The sequence below is a fragment of the Streptomyces coeruleorubidus genome (genome assembly GCF_028885415.1).
In the GTDB taxonomy this organism is placed as follows: domain Bacteria; phylum Actinomycetota; class Actinomycetes; order Streptomycetales; family Streptomycetaceae; genus Streptomyces; species Streptomyces coeruleorubidus_A.
On record NZ_CP118527.1, the window covers coordinates 8,198,352 to 8,222,200 of the forward strand.

The window sequence follows — 23,849 nt, forward strand, 5'->3', positions numbered from 1 at the left end:
ATGCGCTTCCGCCACCCCGACGGCTCCACCGTCCACCTCTCCTACTGCACCAACGTCCACCCCGCCGAAACCCTCGACGGCGTCCTCGCGCAGCTCCGCGACCACTGCGAACCCGTCCGCCGCCGCCTGGGTCGCGACCGGCTCGGCATCGGGCTGTGGCTCGCCAAGGACGCCGCCCACGCCCTCGACACCGACCCGTCCGCACTGCGCGGCCTGCGCGCCGAGCTCGACCGACGCGGCCTCGAGGTCGTCACCCTCAACGGCTTCCCGTACGAGGGCTTCGGCGCCGAAGAGGTCAAATACCGCGTCTACAAGCCGGACTGGGCCGACCCGGAACGCCTCGACCACACCACCGCCCTGGCCCGCGTCCTCGCCGGACTCCTCCCCGACGACATCGGCGACGGCACCATCTCCACCCTGCCCCTCGCCTGGCGCACCGCGTACGACGACGACCGCGCGCAGACCGCCCGCACCGCCCTGCGCACCCTCGCCGAACGCCTCGACGCCATCGAGGAGCTGACCGGCCGCTCCATCCGCGTCGGGCTGGAACCGGAACCCGGCTGCGTCGTCGAGACCACCCGCGACGCCATCGCCCCGCTCACCGCGATCGCCCACGACCGCATCGGCATCTGTGTCGACACCTGCCACCTCGCCACCTCCTTCGAAGACCCGCACACCGCCCTGGACGCCCTCACCGAGGCCCGCGTCCCCGTCGTCAAATCCCAGCTCTCCGCCGCCCTGCACGCCGAACACCCCCATCTGCCCGAGGTCCGCGAGGCCCTCGCCGCTTTCGCCGAACCCCGCTTCCTGCACCAGACCCGTACGGCCACCGCCGCCGGCCTGCGCGCCACCGACGACCTCGACGAGGCCATCGCGGGCCACGCCCTGCCCGACGGCGCACCCTGGCGCGCCCACTTCCACGTCCCCCTGCACGCGGCCCCCGTCGCACCCCTCACCTCCACACTCCCGGTCCTGAAGACGGCGCTCACCCGGCTCGTCGGCGGTCAGGCCCCGCTCACCCGCCACCTGGAGGTCGAGACCTACACCTGGCAGGCCCTCCCGCCCGAGCTGCGCCCCCGCGGCCGCAGCCAGCTCGCCGAGGGCATCGCCGCCGAACTCGCCCTCGCCCGCGACCTGTTGACGGATCTCGGGCTGAAGGAGCTGCCGTGAGCACCCACCCGTCCGCCCCGGGCGCACACCCGGCCCCGACAGGCCCCACCCCCCTCCTCGTCCTCGACGTCGTCGGCCTCACCCCCCGTCTTCTCGACCACATGCCCCATCTCAAGGCGCTCTGCCGGTCCGGCTCCCGCGCCCCCCTGGGCACCGTGCTGCCCGCCGTCACCTGCGCCGCCCAGTCCACGTTCCTCACCGGCGCCATGCCCTCCGAGCACGGCATCGTCGGCAACGGCTGGTACTTCCGCGAACTCGGTGACGTCCTCCTGTGGCGCCAGCACAACGGCCTCGTCGCCGGTGACAAACTCTGGGACGCCGCCCGCCGCGCCCACCCCGGCTACACCGTCGCCAACATCTGCTGGTGGTACGCCATGGGCGCCGACACCGACATCACCGTCACCCCCCGTCCGGTCTACTACGCCGACGGCCGCAAGGAAGCCGACTGCTACACCCGGCCGGCCGCACTGCACGACGAACTCACGGAAAAACTCGGCACGTTCCCCCTCTTCCACTTCTGGGGTCCCGGAGCGGACCTCGTCTCCAGCCGGTGGATCATCGACGCGACCCGCCACATCATCCGCACCCGGCACCCGGATCTGACGCTCTGCTACCTCCCTCATCTCGACTACGACCTGCAGCGCTTCGGCCCCGACGACCCGCGCTCCCTGAAGGCGGCCGCCGACCTGGACGCCGCCATGGCACCGCTCCTGGACGACGCCCGCGCCGAGGGCCGCATTGTCGTCGCGCTGTCCGAGTACGGCATCACCCGCGTGAACCGGCCCGTCGACATCAACCGCGCCCTGCGCCGCGCCGGCCTGCTGGAGGTGCACACCCAGGACGGCATGGAGTACCTCGACCCGATGGCCTCCCGTGCCTTCGCGGTCGCCGACCACCAGATCGCCCACGTCTACGTGCGCCGCCCCGAGGACCTCGACGCCACCCGGGCCGCCCTCGACGGCCTGCCCGGCATCGGGCAACTCCTCGACGACGAGGGCAAGAAGGCCCACCACCTCGACCATCCGCGCGCGGGCGAACTCGTCGCCGTGGCGGAACCCGACGCCTGGTTCACGTACTACTACTGGCTCGACGACGCCCGCGCGCCCGACTTCGCGCAGCTCGTCGAGATCCACCGCAAACCCGGCTACGACCCGGTCGAGCTCTTCATGGATCCTCTCGACCCCTACGTCAAGGTCAAGGCGGCCACCGCGCTGGCGCGCAAGAAACTCGGCATGCGCTACCGCATGGCGGTCGTGCCCCTGGACCCCTCACCTATTCGCGGCAGCCACGGCCGCCTTCCGGTGAGCGACGACGACGGTCCGCTCCTCATCTGCTCCACCCCCCGCGCTGTCGGCGACCGCGTCGCGGCCACCGATGTGAAGTCACTGCTGCTCCGACTCGCCGGTCTCACCTGAGGACGGACCCTCAGTCCCGACTGGTCACAAGTGAAGCACTCACCACTGACAACGCCCCGCGATCACGAGGAGTTCCACGCATGAGCCGCTTCTCCCAGCCCGACCCCGAGCTCACCCACCGCCTCAGCAGACGAGGCATGCTCGGCGTCGCCGCGGGCGCCACCGCCGCCGCCCTGCTCGGTGCCGCCGCCCCCGCGACCGCCGCCACCGGCAACGCGGCCGCCACCACCGGCACGGCCTCCGGCGCCAAGGGCCGCGGCCGCCCCGTCCTGCCGCCCGGTCGCCTCGGCATCCAGCTCTACAGCCTCCGCGACAAGGTCTCCACCCTCGGCTTCGGCCCCGTCTTCGCCGAACTGGAGAAGTACGGCTACGACGAGGTCGAGTTCGCCGGCTACACCCAGGGCTCGGCCGGTCCCATCACGCTCGCCCAGCTCAAGCGGCTGGCCCGGAACCACGGCCTGAACCCCATCGGCAGCCACGTCGGCTACTACTCCAGCGACCCGAACGCCTACACCTTCGCCCAGAACCTCACCAAGGTCCTCGACGACGCCCAGGCCCTCGGCCTCAAGCACATCGGCACGGCCGCCGGCCCGTTCCGCTACGGCTCGACCGTCGACGCCTGGAAGCGCGCCGCCGAGGACTTCAACACCTACGGCGCCGCGGCGAAGGCCCGGGGCATGAAGTTCTACCAGCACAACCACTCCGAGGAGTTCTCCTTCGCCACCGACAATCCCAAGGTCCGCCTCTACGACGTCCTGCTCAAGGAGACCGACCCGGACCTCGTGTACCTGGAGATGGACATCTACTGGGCGTACGTCGGCCAGTTCCGCTTCTCCAAGCGGCCCGACGGCACGCCCGCGCCGTTCGAACCGCTCAACTACGTTCTCAGGCAGCCCGACCGCTACCCGCTGTTCCACGTCAAGGACGGCGAGAGCGACCCGTCGAACCCGTACGGCTACCGCATGACCGACGTCGGCGACGGCGACATCGACTACCAGCGGTTCATCTCCGCCGTGACCCGGCTGCGCGGCCACCGCATGGCCCACCACTGGCAGGCCGAGCACGACAACCCGGCCGAGTCCTTCACCTTCGCGCGCCGCTCCAGCGCGCACCTGCACTCCCTGAGGGAGAAGTGCTGACGGCCGTACGAGCATGAGGAGGCCCCTCCCCGGCCGGGGAGGGGCCTCCTCACATGTGGGACGGTCTGCCCACGGGCCGTGCCCGGGCCAGAATGTCCCCGCGGTCTCGCCGAGTCGGTGGACGGGGCCGTGGGAGTCGGTCGTTTCGCGGTGGGGACGTTATGCGGCGTCGGACGGTGTGTGCGGGTTGCTTGCCGCGGACGGCTCCGCAGTCATGTCAGGTCGTGTCCTCGCCGAGCGGTTGCGGATTGGGAGCGATGCGGCGCGTTTCCTTGTCGCGTCCCGGCGGGCTGAGGAACAGGGCCACGCAGCCGGCGAACAGCGAGATGGAGCCCGCCAGGATGAAGGCACCTGAGTGTCCCCAGGCACCGACGACCACGGCACCCATGCCCGCGCCCAGACCGGAGACGAGCTTGGCGCTGTAGACCATGCCGTAGTTGGACGCGTTGTTGTTCTCACCGAAGTAGTCGGCGGTGAGGGCCGCGAACATCGGGAAGATGGCGCCGCCGCCGAAGCCGGAGATCGAGGAGAAGATCAGGAACAGCGGCAGGTTCTTGGCCTCCGCCGACCAGAGAATGCCGTACTGGGAGAGGCCCAGGATGACGCACACGACGAGCAGGCACCGCTTGCGGCCGTACAGGTCGGAGAGCCAGCCGATGACACCGCGGCCGGTACCGTTGACGATCGCCTTCAGGGACATGGCCGTGGCGACGATCCCGCCCGCGAATCCGGCCTCCTCGCCGATCTCCACCTGGAAGGCGATACCGAAGATGTTCACGCCGGACGTACACGCCAGGCAGAACCACATCAGGGCCACCCGGCCGGTCTTCCACGCCTCCTTGGGGGAGTACTGGCGCACCGCCGGCGGGTTCATGCGCAGGGAGCGGGCCGCGCGCGGGTCCTCGGGCGGGTTGAGCGGGTCGATCGAGGCGGGCCACCAGTTCTTCGGCGGGTCCTTGAAGAAGTAACCGGAGCACGCCACCACTCCGGCCAGGAACACGCCCACCGAGACCAGAACCCAGCGGAAGTTGGTCAGGTCCATGTAGCCGTTGAAGAGGAAGACGAAGGGCACCGAGCCGTAGGCGAAGCCGCCGTTGACGAAGCCGGTCTTGCCGCCCTTGCGCTCCGGATACCACTTGCCGACCATGTTGACGCAGGTCGCGTACACCATGCCCGCGCCCATGCCGCTGAACATGCTGAAGCCGATGTAGGCGAAGACGACGTGCGGTGCGAAGGCCAGTGACAGGTAGCCCAGCAGCGTGCCCGCCGCGCCGCACATCATCGCCCAGCGGGCCGGAAGCTTTCCGCTCTCACGCAGCTTGCCCGCGGGGAAGGCCACCGCGGCCTGGAAGAAGACCCACACGGTCATCATCCAGAAGATGTGCATGCTGTCCCACGCGTGTGCCGTGTGCAGGGTCTCCTCGGCGGACGCGAACGCGTACTCGGCGGAGGAGATGCCCATCATGCCGATCCAGGGCAGGATCACCATCCACTTGCGCTTGCGCCCCATGATGTCGATGTCGGTCTCACCGAGGCGGTAGACGCGTCCGTTGGCGTCTGTGACCTCCCGGTAGGGAACCTTGGTGGGCAGATCGGTCGTTGTCATGTCGTGTCGCACCCCTTGCGTCGAAAGATCTGGCCAGCGCCCCCTGTCCCATGCCTTTCGTGCGCGTGCGGGTCCCGGGGCCGGCCGACGCGCACCGTCGGCCGGCCCCCCCGCCCCCTCACCTCATGTACCGCCCCCCAGCAGCCCGGCCTCCCGCGCCCAGCGGTACTTCGCGCCGAGCACGGCCACCGGCTTCTCGGTCGTGTACGGGTACGCGACGACCCCTCGCTCGAAGAGGTACTGGCAGGCCTCCTCGACCTCCACGTCGCCCGCGAGTGACGCCACGACCGGCTTCTCGATCCCGCGCTCCCGGAACTCGGCCACCACGCGCGCGGTGAGCTCCGCGAAGACCATGGGAGGGGTGACGATGGTGTGCCAGTAGCCGAGGACGAGCGCGTGGATGCGCGGATCCTCAAGCCCCAGCCGGATCGTCGCCTCGTACGTCGACGGCGGCTCGCCCCCGGTGATGTCCACCGGGTTGCCCGCGGCCCCGAAGGGCGGGATGAACTTCCGGAACGCCTCGTCGAGGTCGGGCGGGATCTCCATCAGCGACAGGCCGTTGTCCGTCACCGCGTCCGAGAGCAGCACACCGCTGCCGCCGGCGCCCGTGATGATCACGACGTTGTCGCCCTTGGGCGCGGGAAGCACCGGCAACGCGCGCGCGTACTCCAGCATGTCGTTCAGCCCCGGCGCCCGGATCACCCCGGCCTGCCGCAGGATGTCGTCGTACACGGCGTCGTCGCCCGCCAGGGCGCCGGTGTGCGAGCCGGCCGCCTTCGCGCCCGCCGCCGTACGCCCCGCCTTCAGCACGACCACGGGCTTCTTCGGCACGGTCGCCCGCGCGGCCTCCACGAAGGCGCGCCCGTCCTTGAGGTCCTCCAGGTGCATCGCGATGCACTCGGTGTGCGGGTCCTCCCCGAACCAGGTCAGCAGATCGTCCTCGTCCAGGTCCGACTTGTTGCCGAGCCCGACGATCGCCGACACACCCGTCTTGGTGGTGCGCGCGAAGCCCAGGATGGCCATCCCGATGCCGCCCGACTGCGAGGTCAGCGCCACTCCGCCCTTGACGTCGTACGGCGTGCAGAACGTGGCGCACAGGTCGTGCCAGGTCGAGTAGTAGCCGTAGATGTTCGGCCCCAGCAGCCGGACGCCGTACCGTTCGGCGATCGCCACGATCTCCGCCTGGAGTTCGTGTTCGCCGGTCTCCGCGAACCCGGAGGGGATCAGCACGGCGTTCGGGATCTTCTTGCGTCCCACCTCCTCCAGGGCCGAGGCCACGAACTTGGCGGGGATCGCGAAGACCGCCACATCCACCTCACCGGGAACGTCCGTGACACTCTTGTACGCCTTGCGGCCCAGAATGTCATCGGCCTTGGGATTCACCGGGTGGATGTCGCCCGCGAAACCTCCGTCGACGAGGTTGCGCATCACCGAATTGCCGATCTTGCCCTGCTCGTTGGAGGCACCGATCACGGCGACCGAACTCGGCTGCATCAGCCGGCGCATCGACGTGAGGATCTCGTCCCTCGAGTACTTCCGGCGCGGCACGGGCTGCGACTCGGCGAGGATGACCCGGATGTCGGCCGCCACCGCCCCCTCCGCCGTGGCGATCACCGGGTTGAGGTCGACCTCCGCGATCTCCGGGAAGTCCGCGACGAGTTCCGACACCCGGCGGATCTGCTCGGCGACGGCCCACCGGTCCACGCCCGCCTGACCGCGCACCCCGCGCAGGATCTCCGCCGACCGGATCGAGTCCAGCATCGACAGCGCCTCGTCCGCGTCCACGGGAGCGAGCCGGAAGGTGACGTCCTTCAGCACCTCGACCAGCACCCCGCCGAGCCCGAACGCGACCACCTTCCCGAACGTCGGGTCCGTGACCGCGCCGACGATGACCTCCTGCCCCTTCGGCAACAGCTCCTGCACCTGCACACCCGAGATGCGGGCCTTCGGGTCGTAGGCACGCGCGTTGTCGACGATGGTGTGGAACGCGGTCCGTACGTCCGTCGCGCCCTCGACCCCGACGATCACCCCGCCGGCCTCGGTCTTGTGCAGGATGTCCGGCGAGACGATCTTCATCACGACGGGCCCGCCGAAGCGCGCCGCGAACGCCACGGCCTCGTCGACGTCGGTCGCCAGTTCCTCGCCGGGTACGGCGATCCCGTACGCGTCGGCTATCACCTTGCCCTCAGGCGCGGTCAGCGCGGTCCGCCCCTCGGCCCGCACGGAGTCGAGGAGGCCGCGCACCCGCAGGACCCGGTCTTCGGCCATCACGTCAGATCACTCCGTTCGACTTGAGCAGGCGCACTTCCTCGTCGCCGAGACCGAGTTCGCCGACGTAGACCTCTTCGTTGTGCTCGCCGAGGAGAGGTGAACTGGTCACCTCGACGGGGGAGTCGGACAGCTTGAGCGGGCTGCCGACGGTGACGAACTCGCCGCGCTCGGGGTGCGGGACGGTGACGACCATCTCGTTGGCGACCAGCGACCGGTCCTCGATGATCTCCCTGGTGGACAGGATCGGCCCGCACGGGATGTTGTGCGCGTTGAGCCGCTCCAGCACCTCCCACTTGGGCAGCGTCGAGGACCACTCCTCGATCAGCTGGAACATCTTGTTGAGCTTGGGAAGCCGCGCCTCGGGCGTCGCCCACTCGGGGTCGTCGGCCAGCTCGGGCCGGCCGATGAGCTCGCTGATCGGCCGCCAGCCGACGGGCTGCACGATGACGTACACGTAGTCGTTCGGGCCGCCCGGCGCGCACTTGACCGCCCAGCCGGGCTGGCCGCCGCCGGACGCGTTTCCGGACCTGGGAACCTCCTCGCCGAAGTCCTCGTTGGGATATTCAGCGAGCGGCCCGTGTGCCAGGCGCTGCTGGTCCCGCAGCTTCACCCGGCACAGGTTCAGTACAGCGTGCTGCATGGCCACGTTGACCCGCTGCCCGCGCCCGGTGCGCTCCCGTTGGTAGAGCGCGGCGAGGATGCCCGCCACGGCGTGCACGCCCGTCCCCGAGTCCCCGATCTGGGCCCCCGTCGCCAGCGGCGGCCCGTCCTCGAAACCGGTGGTCGACATCGACCCGCCCATGGCCTGCGCGACGACCTCGTACGCCTTGAAGTTGGTGTACGGGCCCTCGCCGAACCCCTTGATGGAGGCGTAGACGATACGTGGATTGATCTCCTGGATGCGGTCCCAGGTGAAGCCCATCCGGTCGACCGCGCCAGGCCCGAAGTTCTCGACCATGACGTCGGAGCGCCGGATCAGCTCGGTCAGGATCTCCTTGCCGCGCTCGGTCTTGGTGTTGAGGGTGATGCTCCGCTTGTTGCAGTTGAGCATCGTGAAGTAGAGGGAGTCGACGTCCGGCAGGTCACGCAACTGCTTGCGCGTGATGTCGCCGGTCGGCGCCTCCAGCTTGACGACGTCCGCGCCGAGCCAGGCGAGCAGCTGGGTCGCGGAGGGCCCGGACTGGACGTGGGTCATGTCCAGGACGCGGATGCCTTCGAGGGCCTTGGTGGACGGAGCTGTCATCGGGGGCACCTCACTTGTACATGGTCTGGTTCATGGTTCCGGGGGCGTACGCGTCGGGATCGACCCAGACGTTGATCAGGGACGGCTTGCCGGACTCGCGGGCGCGCCGCAGGGCCGGGCCGATGTCGGCGGGGTCGCGGACCTCCTCGCCGTAACCGCCCAGCATCTGGGCGAACTTGTCGTAGTGGACGTCACCGAGGGTGTTGCCGATGCGCTCGCGGTCCTTGCCGTACTTGGCGGCCTGGCCGTAGCGGATCTGGTTCATGGAGGAGTTGTTGCCGACGATGCCGACGAAGGGGAGGTCGTAGCGGACGAGCGTCTCGAAGTCCCAGCCGGTCAGGGAGAACGCGCCGTCGCCGAAGAGCGCGACGACCTCCTTGTCGGGCCGCGCCTGCTTGGCTGCGAGCACGAAGGGGACGCCGACGCCGAGCGTGCCGAGGGGGCCCGGGTCCATCCAGTGCCCGGGTGACTTGGGCTGCACGACCTGCCCGGAGAAGGTGACGATGTCGCCGCCGTCGCCGATGTAGATCGAGTCCTCGGTGAGGAAGTCGTTGATCTCGCTGACCAGCCGGTACGGGTGGATGGGCGAGGCGTCCGACTTCAGGTTCGGCAGCCGCTTCTCCAGAGCGGTCTGCTCGGCCGCGCGCAGCTCGTCCAGCCACTCCTTGCGCTTCGACGCACCGCCGTTGACGCGTCCGGAGGCCGCTTCGGTCACCGACTTCAGCACCAGTCCCGCGTCGCCCACGATGCCGAGGTCGATGTCGCGGTTCTTGCCGACCGTGCGGTAGTCGAGGTCGATCTGTACGACGGTCGCATCCGGGGACAGCCGCTTGCCGTAGCCCATGCGGAAGTCGAAGGGCGTACCGACGATGACGATGACGTCCGCGTTGGAGAAGGCGTACCGGCGCGACAGCTGGAAGTGGTGCGGGTCGCCGGGCGGGAGGGTGCCGCGGCCGGCGCCGTTCATGTACGCCGGGATGTTCAGCGTGCGCACCAGCTCGATGGCCGACTCCGTGCCCCGGGTCGTCCACACCTGGCTGCCGAGCAGGATGGCCGGCTTCTCGGCGTGCACCAGCAGGTCGGCGAGCTTCTCGATCGCCTCGGGGTCGCCGGCCGAGCGGGTCGAGGCCCGGTAGGCCCCGGCCTGCGGCACGCGTGCCTTGGCGGCCGGCACCTTGGCGTCCAGAACGTCGCGCGGGATCTCCAGGAAGGAGGGGCCGGGCGCACCGTGGAAGCACTCGCGGAACGCCATGGAGACCATGTCGGCCGCGCGCGCCGTGTCCGGCACGGTCGCCGCGAACTTGGTGATGGGGTTCATCATGTCGACGTGCGGCAGGTCCTGTAGGGACCCCATCTTGTGCTGGGTGAGAGCTCCCTGACCGCCGATCAGCAGCATCGGGGACTCCGCCCGGAAGGCGTTGGCGACGCCGGTGACGGCGTCGGTCGTCCCCGGGCCCGCGGTGACCACGGCGCAGCCGGGCTTGCCGGTGATGCGCGCGTAACCGTCGGCGGCGTGGGCGGCGACCTGTTCGTGGCGGACGTCGACGACTTCGATGCCCTCGTCGACGCAGCCGTCGTAGATGTCGATGATGTGGCCGCCGCACAGGGTGTAGATGCGCTCGACCCCCTCGGCCTTGAGCGCCTTGGCTACGAGATGACCACCGGAGATGACGTCCTGGGTGTCGTCGGGCATGGCGAAGTCCTGTCCCTTCGTCGGGGGTTGGAACGACTCGCGGTACATTGCATACAGTCGACGGATACTGTATGAAGCTTGTTATCCCGCATCCGGTGGGTGGTGTCCAGGGGGCGTGCGGCACTTTCAGACAGGAGCCGAAATGGACCTGTACGAACACCAGGCAAGGGAACTCTTCGAAGAACACGGCATCTTGGTGCCGCGGGCCGAGGTGACCGACTCACCCAAGGAGGCCCGTGAGATCGCACGCCGGCTCGGCGGCCGTGTCGTGGTGAAGGCCCAGGTGAAGACCGGTGGCCGCGGCAAGGCAGGCGGGGTGAAGCTCGCCGCCGACCCGGCCGCCGCCGAGCTCACCGCCCGTCAGATCCTCGGCATGGACATCAAGGGCCACCGGGTCGGCAAGGTGATGCTGGCCCAGCCCGTGGACATCGAGACCGAGTTCTACGTGTCCTACGTCCTCGACCGCGCGGCGGGCCGCTTCCTCGCGATCGCCTCGGCCGAGGGCGGCATGGAGATCGAGGAGGTCGCCACCACCCGTCCCGATGCAGTGGCCCGCGTCCCCGTCGACCCCGCCGAGGGCGTCACCTCCGCGAAGGCGGGCGAGATCGCCGCGGCGGCCGGACTGCCGCCGCAGACCGTCGACGTCCTCGTACGGCTCTGGGAGGTCCTGGTCCGCGAGGACGCCCTCCTCGTCGAGGTGAATCCGCTCGTCCGCACCGGGCAGGGACAGATCCTCGCCCTCGACGGCAAGGTCACCCTCGACGACAACGCCCGCTTCAGGCAGGCACGGTGGGGCGCGGACGACACCGAACACGACGACCCGTTGGAGGCGGCGGCTGCCGCCAAGGGCCTCAACTACGTCAAGCTCGACGGCGAGGTCGGCATCATCGGCAACGGCGCCGGCCTCGTCATGTCCACACTGGACGTGGTCGCGGGCTGCGGCGCGCGTCCCGCCAACTTCCTCGACATCGGTGGCGGAGCGAGCGCCCGGATCATGGCGGACGGACTGTCGGTCATCCTCTCCGACCCGGCCGTGAAGTCCGTCTTCGTCAACGTCTTCGGCGGGATCACCGCCTGCGACGCGGTCGCCGACGGAATCGTCCAGGCCCTGGACGCCGTCCGCCTCACCAAGCCGCTCGTCGTGCGCCTCGACGGCAACAACGCGCCCCGGGGCCGCGCCATCCTCGACGAGCACGCGCATCCGCTGGTCCAGCAGGTCACCACCATGGACGGCGCCGCCCGCCGTGCCGCCGAACTCGCCACCACAGCCTGAGGGGACGTCATGGCCATCTACCTCACCAAGGAGAGCAAGGTCCTCGTCCAGGGCATGACCGGAAGCGAGGGCATGAAGCACACCCGGCGCATGCTCGCGGCCGGCACCAACGTCGTCGGCGGCGTCAACCCGCGCAAGGCGGGCCGCACCGTGGACTTCGACGACCGGGCGGTCCCCGTCTTCGGCTCGGTCGCCGACGGGATCCGCGCGACCGGGGCGGACGTCACCGTCGTCTTCGTGCCGCCCGCCTTCGCCAAGGCGGCCGTCGTCGAAGCCGCCGATGCCGGCATCGGCCTCGCGGTCGTCATCACCGAGGGCATCCCCGTCCACGACTCCGTCGCCTTCACCACGTACGCCAGTAAGAAGGGCACCCGGGTCGTCGGCCCCAACTGCCCGGGCCTGATCACCCCCGGTCAGTCCAACGCCGGCATCATCCCGGCCGACATCACCAAACCGGGCCGCATCGGCCTGGTCTCCAAGTCGGGCACGCTGACGTACCAGCTCATGTACGAGCTCCGCGAGATCGGCTTCTCGACGTGCGTCGGCATCGGCGGCGACCCGGTCGTCGGCACCACGCACATCGACTGCCTCGCCGCCTTCCAGGGCGACCCCGACACCGAACTCATCGTCCTCATCGGCGAGATCGGCGGCGACGCGGAGGAACGGGCGGCGGCCTACGTCCGCGAGCACGTCACCAAGCCGGTCGTCGGCTACATCGCCGGATTCACCGCACCCGAGGGCAAGACCATGGGGCACGCGGGCGCCATCGTGTCCGGCTCGTCCGGCACGGCACAGGCGAAGAAGGAGGCGCTGGAGGCCGCCGGGGTGAGCGTGGGCAGCACACCGACCGAGACCGCGAACCTCGTGCTGGCGCGTCTCGAAGCGTGTCCCGGAGAACAACGGCAGTGAGCCAGGTCCCGCCCCCGACCGTGCACCGAGAGCGGAGCAACCCCATGGCCCCCACCCTCACCCCCAAATCCGGCACGACCTGGTCCGACGCCTGGCAGCGCTGCCTCGCCGTGGCGCCCGAGGCCTTCCACGACGACCGGGTCCTCAACCTCTGGAACGCCGCCTGGCAGGCGGACGGCCGGGTCCTGCCCGCCGTCAGCCCCGTCGACGGCAGCCCGATCACCGGCCCGCCGCGCCTGGACGAGGCCACCGCCCGCCAGGCCGTGCGCGCCGCCCTCGATCAGCACCGCGCCTGGCGTCACCTCCCCCTGCCGGAGCGCCGGGCTCGCGTCGCCGCCACCCTCGACGCCCTCGCCGAACACCGCCGGCTGCTCGCCCTCCTGCTGGTCTGGGAGATCGGCAAGCCCTGGCGGCTCGCCCTGGCGGACGTCGACCGCGCCATCGACGGGGTCCGCTGGTACGTCGACGGCATCGAGGAGATGGTCGCCGGCCGGGCCCCGCTGGAGGGCCCGGTGTCCAACATCGCCAGCTGGAACTACCCGATGAGCGTGCTCGTTCACGCATTGCTGGTACAGGCACTGGCGGGCAACGCGGTCATCGCCAAGACCCCGACCGACGGTGGTGTCGCCTGCCTCACCCTGGCCTGTGCCCTCGCCGCTCGTGAGGGGATCCCCGTGACCCTCGTCAGCGGCAGCGGAGGCGAGCTTTCCCAGGCGCTGGTGCGGGCGCCCGAGATCGGTTGCGTCTCCTTCGTCGGCGGCCGCGACACCGGCGCCGCGGTGGCCACGGCCGTCGCCGACCTCGGCAAACGACACGTACTCGAACAGGAGGGACTCAACACCTGGGGCATCTGGAACTACTCGGACTGGGACGCGCTCACCGCGGTGATCCCGCGGCTCTTCGACTACGGCAAGCAGCGCTGCACGGCGTACCCGCGCTTCGTCGTCCAGCGGCACCTGTTCGACGCGTTCCTGGCGGCGTACCTCCCGGCGGTCCGCACGCTCAGGGTCGGCCACCCGCTCGCCGTGGAGCAGCCGGACGACCCGTACCCGGAGCTGGACTTCGGGCCGGTCATCAACGCGGCCAAGGCGAAGGAACTCCAGGACCAGGTCGCCGAGGCGATCGAGCGCGGCGCCGTACCGCTGCACCGCGGCAGTCCGTCCGACGCCCGTTTCCTGCCCGGCCAGGACACCTCGGCCTACGTCCAGCCGGTCACGCTCCTCAACCCGCCCCCGTCCTCTCCGCTGCACCACGCGGAGCCGTTCGGCCCGGTCGACACGATCGTCCTGGTCGACACGGAGGCGGAGCTGCTGGCCGCGATGAACGCCTCCAACGGCGCGCTGGTGGCCACGCTGTCCACGGACGACCGGGCGACCTACGAGCGACTCGCACCGCAGATCCGCGCGTTCAAGACCGGCCACGGCCGGCCCCGTTCCCGTGGCGATCGCGACGAGCTGTTCGGCGGGCTCGGCGCGTCCTGGCACGGCGCGTTCGTCGGCGGCGAGCTGCTGGTGCGCGCGGTGACACGAGGACCGGCGGGGGAGCGGCTGCCGGGCAACTTCCCGGAGTACCAGTCGCTGCCCTGAGGGGGGCGTCCGACGCCGGTTGGTTGCCCCGTGGTCCGCCAGGGGCCCCGGCGTCGGACGTCACAATGGCACCGGTCAGCCGATGCCCTGCCGGTCCGGGTGCAGGGCGAACGCGCGGTCCGAGGGGGCCGGCCCGGACCGGTCGACCGCCTGCCGGAGCAGCCCGCGATGGCGGAGCAGCGGCTCCCGCCGTTCCGGCGGCACGAGCAGGAGCAGGTCGTCCAGTCCGGCCAGCATGCGCCGCGTAACCTGCGGACTCCCGACGGCGCACCCCCGTACCTCGGTGAACCCGAGATCCACCAGCTCGGTCCACCCCGGCACGGGTTGCACCAGCCGCACCGCCCCGCCCCGGTCCCGGTGCAGGACGGCGTCGAGCGGTCGCCGGCCGAGCGCGGCCAGGAACTGGACGACACGGTCCAGCGCCTGGACGGCCGTCGTCGGATCGTTGATCGCGGACGACAGGGCGCGCAGCGCGATGTCGGACAACTGCCGCAGCCCGAAGCCGAGATCCTGGTGGTAGGTCCGCTCCACCCCCACCGAGATCGCGTAACGCAGCGCCCTGCGCGGCGGGACCGCTCCGCCGTGAACCGCCAGCACGGGCATCCCGGGCACCACGAAGTCGCCGATGCGCGGAATCAGCCGCAGCACGACCCCGTGTCTGCGCGCCACTCGTACCAACCGCGCGAAGTGCACGTCCCGCAGCACCCCCGCCCGGCCCTCGTGCGGTACCCACGCGGTCGCGGGACCGAGGCGGGCGGCGTCCTGTCCGCCCGTCGGCACGGGCATCGAGGCGGCCACCCGGAACGACTCCGTGGCGATCCGCGCGATCACATGGCTGATCCGCATCAGCCGCAGGGTGGTGTTCACGTACAGCACGAAGAGCAGCAGGCTCAGCGCGACCATGCAGAGGGTGAGGACCGACTGCACCAGAGGCACCGTGGTCACGGCACGCGGGTCGTCGACGCTGTCGAAGGAGGCCAGAACCAGCAGGGTCAGTACGAAGGTCGCCAGGAAGACAGCGAAGGTCGCCTTGGTGATCCGGCTCCGGACGAAGAGCCGCACCACGCGCGGGGTGAACTGTCCGCTCGCCATCTGCACGGCCACCAGCGAGATGCTGAAGACCACGCCGATGAAGGTCATCATCGCTGAGCCGACCGCGCTCACCACCGCCTTCGCGTCCTGAGCGAACCGCAGCAGCTCGTCGAGCGTGTCGTAGTCGCCCTGTTCCTGGAGCGCTTCGACGATGGCCGTGTCCAGTGCCTGGGCCCCCAGCCAGACCACGAAGACGCTCACCATCGCCGCGGTGGGGGCGAACCAGAACGTGTCCCGCAGATGCTCCCTGAGCGGTGACAGCGCGCGCGGGCGCTGCCCCGCTGTAGAGCCCCGCGTAACCATCCAGTCACTCATGGTGTGACCCTAGGCGCATCGGAGCCCGAGGTCCCGGACCCCCGCCCTGGGGAAGGAAACGCAGGTGAAAGGCACTGCGAAACCTTGGTATGGTTGTCCATGTCGCCGCGGGGCAGAGCCCTGGCAAGGCGGCAGACACCTGGTCCGGGTGGCGGAATGGCAGACGCGCTAGCTTGAGGTGCTAGTGCCCTTTATCGGGCGTGGGGGTTCAAGTCCCCCCTCGGACACTTGCTTCAGCTGCACGTGAGGTGCCGGCCGGTTCTGGTCGGCACCTTTTCCGTGTTCTCCGCCCGGCTCGTCACGCTGAGTGATTCCTCGCAAGCCGGGCTGCGATGACCATGACGACGGTGGACATCAGGGCGATGCCGGCGCCGACGTAGAGCGGTGAGGCGTAGCCGAAGCCCGCGGTGATGGCCAGGCCTCCGAGCCAGGCGCCGAGGGCGTTGCCGACGTTGGACGCGGACACGTTGGCGCTGGCGGCCAGTGCCGCCCCGTGCGCGAAGTCGGTGACCCGCGTGATCATCCCGGGCACGCCGGCGAACCCGGTCACGCCCATCACGAACACCAGGACGACCGAGGCGGTCGCGCTGCCGGCCAGCAGCCCGAACAGGGCCAGGGTGAGGGTGAGTCCGAGCAGGGCCATGACCAGGGCACGGTCGCGGTCGCGATCGGCCGCGCGCCCCCCGACCAGGTTCCCGACGACCAGGCCGACGCCGTACACCATCAGCAGCCAGGCGACATCCGCCGAGGCGAAGCCGCTGACCTCGGTGAACGTGTAGGCGATGTAGCTGAAGGCGCCGAACATCCCGCCGTAGCCGAGCGCGGTGGCCGTCAGCGTCAGCCAGACCTGCCAGGACCGGAACGCCCGCACCTGTTCCCGCAGGCCGCCGGGCGGCACCGGGTCCGGCTCGGCTTCACCCGTCCCTGCCGCCGGCTTGGGCGGTGCCGGGTCCGCCCCTGCGGCCGGCCGTACGCGGCCCGCCCACGCGGGCACCAGCGCGGCGATTCCCGCCAGCGCGAGCACGCCGATCGCGGTCACCGCCCAGAACGCCGCCCTCCAGCCCCAGCGCTCACCGACAAGGGCGCCGAACGGCACGCCCAGTACGTTCGCGACCGTCAGTCCGGCGAACATGATCGCCACGGCCTGGGACTTCTTCTCCGGCGCGACCAGACTGCGCGCGACCAGCGAGCCGATGCCGAAGAACGAACCGTGGCACAACGCCGCGACGATCCGCCCGATCATCATCACCGTGTAGTTCGGCGCGATGGCGGAGAGCAGGTTGCCGACGACGAACAACGCCACCAGGCCGACCAGGACCTGCTTGCGGGGCAGCCGTGCCGTCGCCGCGGTCAGCGCGATCGCCCCCGCCGCGACACTCAGCGCGTATCCGGAGATCAGCCGGCCCGCGGCCGCCTCGGACACGGTGAAACTCGACGCGACCTGCGGTAGCAGCCCGGCGATGAGGAACTCGGTCAGACCGATACCGAAACCACCGAGTGCCAGCGCGACGAGTCCACTCGGCATCCGCCGCCGTGTGATGTCGTGCTCCTGTAAGACCGGTATGGAGCTGTCGTCGCCCATATGGCTGGCGTGGCCTCTCGTGTGGGTTTCTGGTGGATTAGGTGTGATCGCGGGTGGTGAGCACGGGATTTCGGGCTGGCACGGTCCGATTTCGCGCATGATCTCACTTCCTTGTGTCGTGGAGTGCGGCGTACCGGCCCCTCCGTGCCGTGAGTTCGGCGTGCCCGCCCTTCTCGACCACGCGTCCGTCCTCCATGACGAGGATGGTGTCCGCGTTCCTGACCGTGGACAGCCGATGGGCGATCACGATGCTGGTCCGTCCGCGCAGCAGGCGGGCGGAGGCTTCGCGGATCAGTACTTCGGTGCGGGCGTCCACCGCGCTCGTCGCCTCGTCCAGCACCAGCACGTCGGGGTCGGAGAGGAAGACCCTGGCAAGGGCGATCAGTTGCATCTGACCGGTGCTGAGGCCGCCGCCGTCCTCGCCCACCACGGTGGCGTAACCGTGCGGGAGTGCCCGGACGAAGTGGTCGGCGCAGGCCGCCCGGGCCGCCCGCCGGATGTCGTCCTCGCTCGCGTGGTCGACTCCGTAGGCGATGTTCTCGGCGATGGTTCCGGTGAACAGCCAGGGGTCCTGGAGCACGGCGCGCACCTGTCGGTGCAGGACGTCACGGGGCAGCTCGGCGATGTCCGTGCCGTCGAGCAGGACGCGTCCGGACCACGGCGCGTAGAACCCCAGGAGCAGGTTGACGACCGTGCTCTTGCCTGCGCCGGTGGGGCCGACGATCGCCACCGTCTCCCCGGGCCGCGCATCGAACGACAGGCCGTCGAAGAGCACGCGGCCGGGCCCGTATCCGAAGGTGACGTCGTCGAACCGGATCCGCCCGGAGACCCTGTCCGCAGGTGCGGTGGTCCTGGCGGGCGCGTGCGTCTCCGGCGCATCGAGGAGCGTCCGGACACGCCGGGCCGAGCTCAGGCCCGACTGGAGCACACCGACGACGGATGCGACGGCCGACGCCGGGCCGCCGAGCTGGAGTGTGTACGTGACGAACGCCTGGACGTCACCGACGGACAACTCGCCGCTCGCCGCACGCAGTCCGCCCAGGACCGCGACGAGCACGTAGCCGAGGTGGCCGATGAACTTCGTCGCGGGGCTCATGACTCCGGCGAGGAACTGGGCCCGCAGACCGGCCCGGTGGAGCCGCCGGTTCCGCTCGGCGAACGCCTGCTCGGCCCTGTCCGTCCGTCCCTGGGCCACGAGTTCGGTATGTCCGGTGACGGCTTCCTCGACGAAGGCGTTCACCTCGCCGACGGCGTCCCACTGCCGCGCGTACTGCGGACGCGAGTGCCGGGCGAGTGCTCTCGTGACGAGTGCGGACGCGACCAGCATGCCCACCGCCACCACCGTGAGCGCCGGGGACAGCCACAGCATGGCGGCGAGCAGTCCGACGACAGCGAGCAGTGCCGCGGTGATCTGGGTGAGGGCCTGCTGGAGGGTCATCGACGTGTTCTCGATGTCGTTCGTCATCCTCGACAGGACGTCACCGCGCGGCCTCGCGTCGAGGTACGCCATCGGCAGCCGGGACAGTTTGGCCGAGACCGCCTCCCGCAGCCGGTAGGCGGTGTGCTGCGCCACGGTCTGGGCCAGCCGGCCACGCCCCCAGGCGGCGGCCGCCGAGGCGAGGACGAGCACCGCGGCCAGGACCAGGAGCCCGCCGACCGCCGGGAGGTCGACGCCCTCGGCACCGCGCAGACCGGCCACGACGAGGTCGGTGACCGCTCCCAGCAGCCGGGGGACGACCAGGGACAGGGCGACGCTGAGGGCGCTGAGCAGGAGGCAGGCGACCAGCCCGGTGCGTTCGTGCGCGGCGGCGGCCATCAGACGCAGCGCCGGCCCGGCGGACGTCGCCTTCTCCTCGGCCTTGTTCTTCTCGTGCCCGTCCTTCCCATGCCTGTCCTTCTCGCGCCCGTTCTCCTCAGGCCTGTTCTCCTCAGGTCCGTTCTCCGCGGGCCCGTTCTCCTCAGGCCTGTTCTCCGCGCACCCGTTCTCCTCAGGCCCGTTCACCTCGTCCTCGACCGACTCGTGCTCGTCGGCGCGGCCTTCCCCGAGAGTCACGACGTCTCCACTCGGCCGCCGCGCGCGAGGACGATCTCCCGGTAGACGGTGTTGTCCGCCAGGAGGTCGGCGTGCGGGCCCTGTCCGACCACGCGTCCCCGGTCCAGTACGACCACGCGGTCCGCCGTCCGCAGCGTGGCCAGGTGCTGGGAGACGACGAGGCACGCGGCCCCGCGTGTCTCGGCCTGGAGGACGGCGTGCAGCCGTGCGGCGGTGCCGGTGTCCAGGGCGGAGAAGGGCTCGTCGAGGAGGTATACCGACGGCCGTTTGAGCAGCAGTTGGGCGACGGCCAGACGCTGGCGCTGTCCGCCGGACAGGTTCACGCCGCCCGCGCTCACCGGGGCGTCCAGTCCGTGACCGGCCGCCTCGACGAAGTCCCGGGCCTGTGCCAGCTCCAGCGCTCGCCACAGCGCCGCGTCGTCGGCCCCGGGGGCTCCTCGGCGCAGGTGTTCGGCAACGGTGCCCGAAAAGAGGTACGGCCGCTGCGTGACGAGGCCGACCGCCTCGGCCAGCGTCTCGCGGTCCAGTTCGCGCACGTCCCGCCCGCCCACGATGACCCTGCCGCCGTCGGGGTCGCCCAGCCTGGCCACCAGGTGCAGCAGGGTCGTCTTGCCGCTGCCGACCGCCCCGGTCAGCACGACCGTCTCACCGGGAGTCACGGCCAGCGAGACCGAGTGCAGCGCGGCGTCCCGCGCGCCCGGGTAGCGGAAGTCCACGGATTCGATCACCACCCCGGGCGGGTGGACGGGCCTGCCCGCGCCCTGCCGTGGCAGGGCGACGGTGGCCCTGGTCCGGAGCACCTCCCGTACCCGCCCGACACTGGCCCCTGCGCGCGAGGCCTGGAGGAAGACGCCCATGGCCATCATGACCGCCTGAAGCATCAGGGACAGGTAGTGCAGGAAGGCGACGACCGTGCCCATCTCGACGTCGCCCGCGGCCACGCGCACACCGCCGAACCACAGCACGGCGATCGAGGACAGTTCGATGACGACGGTGAACGTCGGCATGATCAGGGCCTGGGCCCGGCCGAGGGCGAGACCGGTGCGCATCATCGCCCGGTCGGCGCCCCGGAAGCGGGCCTCCTCATGGCTGTCGCGGTCGAACGACCGGGTGGTGCGGATGCCGGCCAGGCGTTCCCGTGTGATCCGGTTGATGTGGTCCAGGCGCTGCTGCACGGCGGCGGACAGCGGCAGCGTCCGGCGCAGGACGAGCCAGAGTGCCACGGTGAGCGTCGGCAGGACCACCGTCAGCACGAGTCCCAGCGGGGCGTCCTGACGCAGGGCCAGTAGGGCGCTGCCCACCGCGGTGAGCGGGGCGACGACCATTACCGTCAGGGCGTTGAGGGCGAGTTGCTGGATCTGCTGCACGTCCTGGGTGGAACGCGTGATGAGACCGGCACGCCCGATACGGCTCACCTCGTGGGCGGAGAGCGCCAGGACCCGGGAGAACACGGCCTGGCGCAGCTCCCGTCCCCAGGCCAGCGCGACCGTGGCGCTCAGGTATGCCGCACAACCCGCGCAGAGCGCCTGAGCGCAGGTCACGGTCAGCATCGCCGCGCCGACTTCGAGGACCTGGCGACTGTCGCCTCTGAGCACGCCGTCGTCGATGACGTCCGCGTTCAGCGCGGGAAGCCGGAGCATCGCCAGCATCTGCCCGGTCTGGAGCAGGGCCACCAGGCCGAGCCGACGCCGCATGGGGCGACTGACGGCGTGTAAGAGCAAGAGGTCCTCCCGAGGACGGCGACCCACGCGGGGCGGGGCCGGTGGTCCCACCGTGACCCTCTCGCTCCCAGATGGCAAGCCATTGCTTCTTACATTCGTGGATCGATTCGTGTCATCAGTCGGTATACCGAAAGAACGCCAAGTGTTAGCTTGGTAAGTGTGAAAGCTGAAGACAACCTCGGCACGGCCGAGACGCTACGGCTCGGCGTGTCACGTCTGGCCACGCGCCTGCGCGCCCAGCACCCCGGACGCGGCCAGGCGCTCACCCGCATGTCCGCTTCGGTGCTGGCCAACCTGCGCCATGACGGTCCGCTGACCCCCACCGCGCTGGCCGCCATCGAAGGGCTCCAGCCGCAGTCCCTGACCCGCGTCCTGAACGAGCTGGAGGAACGCGGCCGCATCGTCCGGTCGACCAATCGCAAGGACCGCCGCAGCCAGGACATCGCCATCACGGACCTCGGCATCCAGGCGCTCGACGGGCACGTGCAGGAGGGGAACCGCTGGCTCGCCTCGGCACTTGTGACCCTGACCCCGACCGAGCGCGGTGTGCTCGAACTGGCCGCCGGCCTGATGGTGCGACTGGCCGAGACCGCCCCTGATCAGCCTCGGTAGCCCCGCAGCTTGCGGTACAGCGTCGCCCGGCCGATGCCCAGCGCGGCCGCCGCGCGCGCCTTGTTGCCGCCGTGGCGGCGCAGCGCATCCAGTATCGCGGCGCGCTCGGCGTGCTCCATCGGGCTGAGGGGCCGCGCGGCCGGACCCTCCCGCACGGCGTCCGGCAGCTCCGCCCGGCGCACCGGCCCCGACATCCGGCGGTGCTCCGCGAGGGCCCGGACGACATGGGCCAGCTCGGTGACGTTCCCGGGCCACGGGTACCGCTCGAGTGCGCGCAGGGCGTCCAGGGTCCAGGTCAGCGGCGGTTGCCCGGGGGCCGGCCGTGGCGCCAGGGCCGGCAGCAGCTCCCGTATGTCCTCGGTGCGTTCCCGCAGTGGAGGCAGGGTCACCGAGCGGGCGGACAGTTTGTCCAGCAGGCGCTGGAGGCAGGGGCCGACCGGCGTGCCGGGCGTGTAGGTGACCAGCAGCCGGATGTCCGGGTGCGTGTCGAGCAGGGAGTTGAGCGCGGCCACGCCGGGCTGCGCGAGGCGTTCGGCGTGCCGGAGCAGAAGCGGAAGACCGGCCGGCCAGGTGGGCAGGGCCCTTTCGAGCCCGACATCCAGCGCCGCGTCGGCGACCTCGACGGCCTGGGTCCCGAGCAGGTCCAGAGCCAGCGCGGACTTGCCGGTTCCGCGCTCACCGGTCAGCAGCAACGGCTCCGGCGAGCCGGCCAGTTCGACGGCACGCCCGACGGCGTGGCCCCAGGGGACCGACGAGCCGGTGAGCGAGCAGGGCGGGCGCGGCACGGCCGGCGACGCCACGGGACGGGCGAGCGGCTCCAGGACGGCGACGATCCCGATGACCACGCCGTCCAGACGCACCGGATCGACCCGCGCGACGCATCCAGCGCCCTCCGGCAGCTCCGGCAGCTCCGGCAGCTCGGCCAGGCCCGTGTCCTCGGGCTGCCCCGCGTCACTCACGGCATTCGCATGCCGCGCGCTCACCGCCGTACGCTCCAGCGCCCCGAGCACCTCGGGCGTCAGCAACTGCTGCGCGGAGTCGCTGATCAGGCGGTTACGACCGTCCAAGGCGGCCACGGCCCGGTATGATCCGCCGGCCGCCCGGTCTGATCCGTCCGCGGCCCGGTCGGGTCCGCGCGCCGCCCGGTCTGATCCGTCCGCGGCCCGGTCGGGTCCGCGCGCCGCCCGGTCTGATCCGTCCGCGGCCCGGTCGGGTCCGCGCGCCGCCCGGTCTGATCCGTCCGCGGCCCGGTCGGGTCCGCGCGCCGCCCGGTCTGATCCGTCCGCGGCCCGGTCGGGTCCGCGCGCCGCCCGGTCTGATCCGTCCGCGGCCCGGTCGGGTCCGCGCGCCGCCCGGTCTGATCCGTCCGCGGCCCGGTCGGGTCCGCGCGCCGCCCGGTCTGATCCGTCCGCGGCCCCGCCCGGTCCGTCCGCCGCCCGCTCCGATCCATCCACCACCCGCTCCGGCCCGCCGGCCGCCCGCAGATAGGCGTCCAGCAGCACCCGCTCCGCCCGCCCCGCCCGCGCACGCAGCTCCGTCTCGACCGCCGCGGCGGCGGCCTCGGCGAGTGCCGCCTGCGGATGCGGCGAACGCGCGCCGCCCAGCCGCGACGCGAGCGACGCGACCGTCAGCGTGCCGGCGACCCGGCCGCCCTCCGGTGCGAACACCGGGACGCTCACGGCGGACACGTCCTGCCACCGGTCGAGGAAGTGCTCGGGTCCGTGCACCTCGGCCCGGCGCCGGATGCGCAGGGCGAGAGCCGCGCTGTTGTTGCCGACCTCCTGCTCCGACAGGACGGGGCACGGATCGAGCCCGGGTACGCTCCCCGCCGTCCACAGCACGCGCAGCCGCTCGTCGGTCAGGACGAGGAGCGACCGGTCCGCGCCCAGGGCCGGGACGAGCCGGTCGAGCACCGGCCGGGCGGCACCGAGCAGCGCCGACTCCACGGGGCGCGCGGGAGCGGCGACCGGCTCCTTCAAGTCGTGCGGCACACCGAAGAACCGCGCCCGCCGCCACGCCGCGACGACCTCCTCCGGAACGCCGCCGGGCAGCGGACGCCCCGACAGGAACCGCTCGCGGGCGAGACGCAGCGAGGGCCGGGCGGTGGCTGCGGGGGAGGGCTCGGTCGTGGTCACAGCACACCCACCGTAGCGGGTTCGATTGAACGGG

At 71.1% G+C, this 23,849-nt stretch carries 16 protein-coding genes and 1 tRNA gene; 8 read left to right on the plus strand and 9 right to left on the minus strand.

Annotated features, from left to right (window positions below; translation table 11 throughout):
* The 3 genes from eboE to PV963_RS37855 all read left to right on the plus strand — a co-directional run bounded on the left by eboE (window position 1) and on the right by PV963_RS37855 (window position 3,724).
* The gene (gene eboE / locus PV963_RS37845; protein WP_274820961.1) at window positions 1-1,170 is read left to right on the plus strand and encodes a metabolite traffic protein EboE; all 1,170 of its coding nucleotides are present in this window, start codon (window positions 1-3) and stop codon (window positions 1,168-1,170) included.
* Window positions 1,167-2,585: a nucleotide pyrophosphatase/phosphodiesterase family protein gene (locus PV963_RS37850; protein ID WP_274820962.1), complete on the plus strand. Its 1,419-nt coding sequence runs from the start codon at window positions 1,167-1,169 to the stop codon at window positions 2,583-2,585. The genes eboE and PV963_RS37850 overlap by 4 nt, the downstream gene beginning before the upstream one ends.
* A gap of 80 nt (window positions 2,586-2,665) precedes the next feature.
* Window positions 2,666-3,724: a sugar phosphate isomerase/epimerase family protein gene (locus PV963_RS37855; RefSeq protein ID WP_274820963.1), complete on the plus strand. Its 1,059-nt coding sequence runs from the start codon at window positions 2,666-2,668 to the stop codon at window positions 3,722-3,724.
* Between the two features lie 217 nt (window positions 3,725-3,941).
* Here the strand turns inward: PV963_RS37855 and PV963_RS37860 are convergent, their stop codons facing one another.
* The 4 genes from PV963_RS37860 to PV963_RS37875 all read right to left on the minus strand — a co-directional run bounded on the left by PV963_RS37860 (window position 3,942) and on the right by PV963_RS37875 (window position 10,537).
* Entirely contained in the window at window positions 3,942-5,330 is a 1,389-nt protein-coding gene (locus PV963_RS37860) for an OFA family MFS transporter (RefSeq protein ID WP_274820964.1), read from the minus strand.
* 123 nt (window positions 5,331-5,453) lie between these two features.
* On the minus strand, window positions 5,454-7,598 hold the full coding sequence (locus PV963_RS37865; protein WP_274820965.1) for an acetate--CoA ligase family protein: 2,145 nt from the start codon (window positions 7,596-7,598) through the stop codon (window positions 5,454-5,456).
* Window positions 7,599-7,602: 4 nt separating this feature from the next.
* Entirely contained in the window at window positions 7,603-8,844 is a 1,242-nt protein-coding gene (gene frc / locus PV963_RS37870; RefSeq protein WP_274820966.1) for a formyl-CoA transferase, read from the minus strand.
* 10 nt (window positions 8,845-8,854) lie between these two features.
* A complete protein-coding gene (locus PV963_RS37875) occupies window positions 8,855-10,537 on the minus strand; it encodes a thiamine pyrophosphate-binding protein (protein ID WP_274820967.1) in 1,683 nt (560 codons plus the stop codon).
* Window positions 10,538-10,679: 142 nt separating this feature from the next.
* Between PV963_RS37875 and sucC the strand changes: the two genes are divergently transcribed.
* From sucC to PV963_RS37890, 3 genes are read left to right on the plus strand one after another with little or no spacing between them, the layout of a single operon-like run.
* Window positions 10,680-11,810, plus strand: coding sequence for an ADP-forming succinate--CoA ligase subunit beta (gene sucC / locus PV963_RS37880; protein ID WP_274820968.1), 1,131 nt, complete (start codon window positions 10,680-10,682; stop codon window positions 11,808-11,810).
* Window positions 11,811-11,819: 9 nt separating this feature from the next.
* Window positions 11,820-12,719, plus strand: a complete 900-nt coding sequence (sucD, locus tag PV963_RS37885; RefSeq protein ID WP_274820969.1) for a succinate--CoA ligase subunit alpha — start codon at window positions 11,820-11,822, stop codon at window positions 12,717-12,719.
* Window positions 12,720-12,763: 44 nt separating this feature from the next.
* Window positions 12,764-14,305, plus strand: coding sequence for an aldehyde dehydrogenase family protein (locus tag PV963_RS37890; protein WP_274820970.1), 1,542 nt, complete (start codon window positions 12,764-12,766; stop codon window positions 14,303-14,305).
* A gap of 75 nt (window positions 14,306-14,380) precedes the next feature.
* On the opposite strand, the gene PV963_RS37895 is transcribed toward PV963_RS37890, so the two are convergent.
* Window positions 14,381-15,712 (minus strand): DUF2254 domain-containing protein, encoded by a 1,332-nt coding sequence (locus tag PV963_RS37895; protein ID WP_274820971.1) that lies wholly within the window; start codon window positions 15,710-15,712, stop codon window positions 14,381-14,383.
* Window positions 15,713-15,854: 142 nt separating this feature from the next.
* On the opposite strand from PV963_RS37895, the gene PV963_RS37900 reads away from it, so the two are divergent.
* Window positions 15,855-15,939, plus strand: a tRNA-Leu gene (locus PV963_RS37900).
* 71 nt (window positions 15,940-16,010) lie between these two features.
* On the opposite strand, the gene PV963_RS37905 is transcribed toward PV963_RS37900, so the two are convergent.
* From PV963_RS37905 to PV963_RS37915, 3 genes are all read right to left on the minus strand, one after another.
* Complete coding sequence (locus PV963_RS37905) at window positions 16,011-17,237, minus strand: MFS transporter (protein WP_274820972.1); 1,227 nt, start codon at window positions 17,235-17,237, stop codon at window positions 16,011-16,013.
* Window positions 17,238-17,397: 160 nt separating this feature from the next.
* Window positions 17,398-19,347: an ABC transporter ATP-binding protein gene (locus tag PV963_RS37910; RefSeq protein ID WP_274820973.1), complete on the minus strand. Its 1,950-nt coding sequence runs from the start codon at window positions 19,345-19,347 to the stop codon at window positions 17,398-17,400.
* Window positions 19,344-21,041: an ABC transporter ATP-binding protein gene (locus PV963_RS37915; RefSeq protein WP_274820974.1), complete on the minus strand. Its 1,698-nt coding sequence runs from the start codon at window positions 21,039-21,041 to the stop codon at window positions 19,344-19,346. Before PV963_RS37915 ends, PV963_RS37910 begins: the two co-directional genes overlap by 4 nt.
* A 186-nt stretch (window positions 21,042-21,227) precedes the next feature.
* Between PV963_RS37915 and PV963_RS37920 the strand changes: the two genes are divergently transcribed.
* Window positions 21,228-21,680 carry a MarR family winged helix-turn-helix transcriptional regulator gene (locus tag PV963_RS37920; protein ID WP_274820975.1) on the plus strand — a complete coding sequence of 151 codons (453 nt, stop codon included), beginning with the start codon at window positions 21,228-21,230 and terminating at the stop codon, window positions 21,678-21,680.
* On the opposite strand, the gene PV963_RS37925 is transcribed toward PV963_RS37920, so the two are convergent.
* Window positions 21,668-23,815 carry a helix-turn-helix domain-containing protein gene (locus tag PV963_RS37925; RefSeq protein WP_274820976.1) on the minus strand — a complete coding sequence of 716 codons (2,148 nt, stop codon included), beginning with the start codon at window positions 23,813-23,815 and terminating at the stop codon, window positions 21,668-21,670. The genes PV963_RS37920 and PV963_RS37925 overlap by 13 nt on opposite strands.
* Window positions 23,816-23,849: the final 34 nt, after the last annotated feature.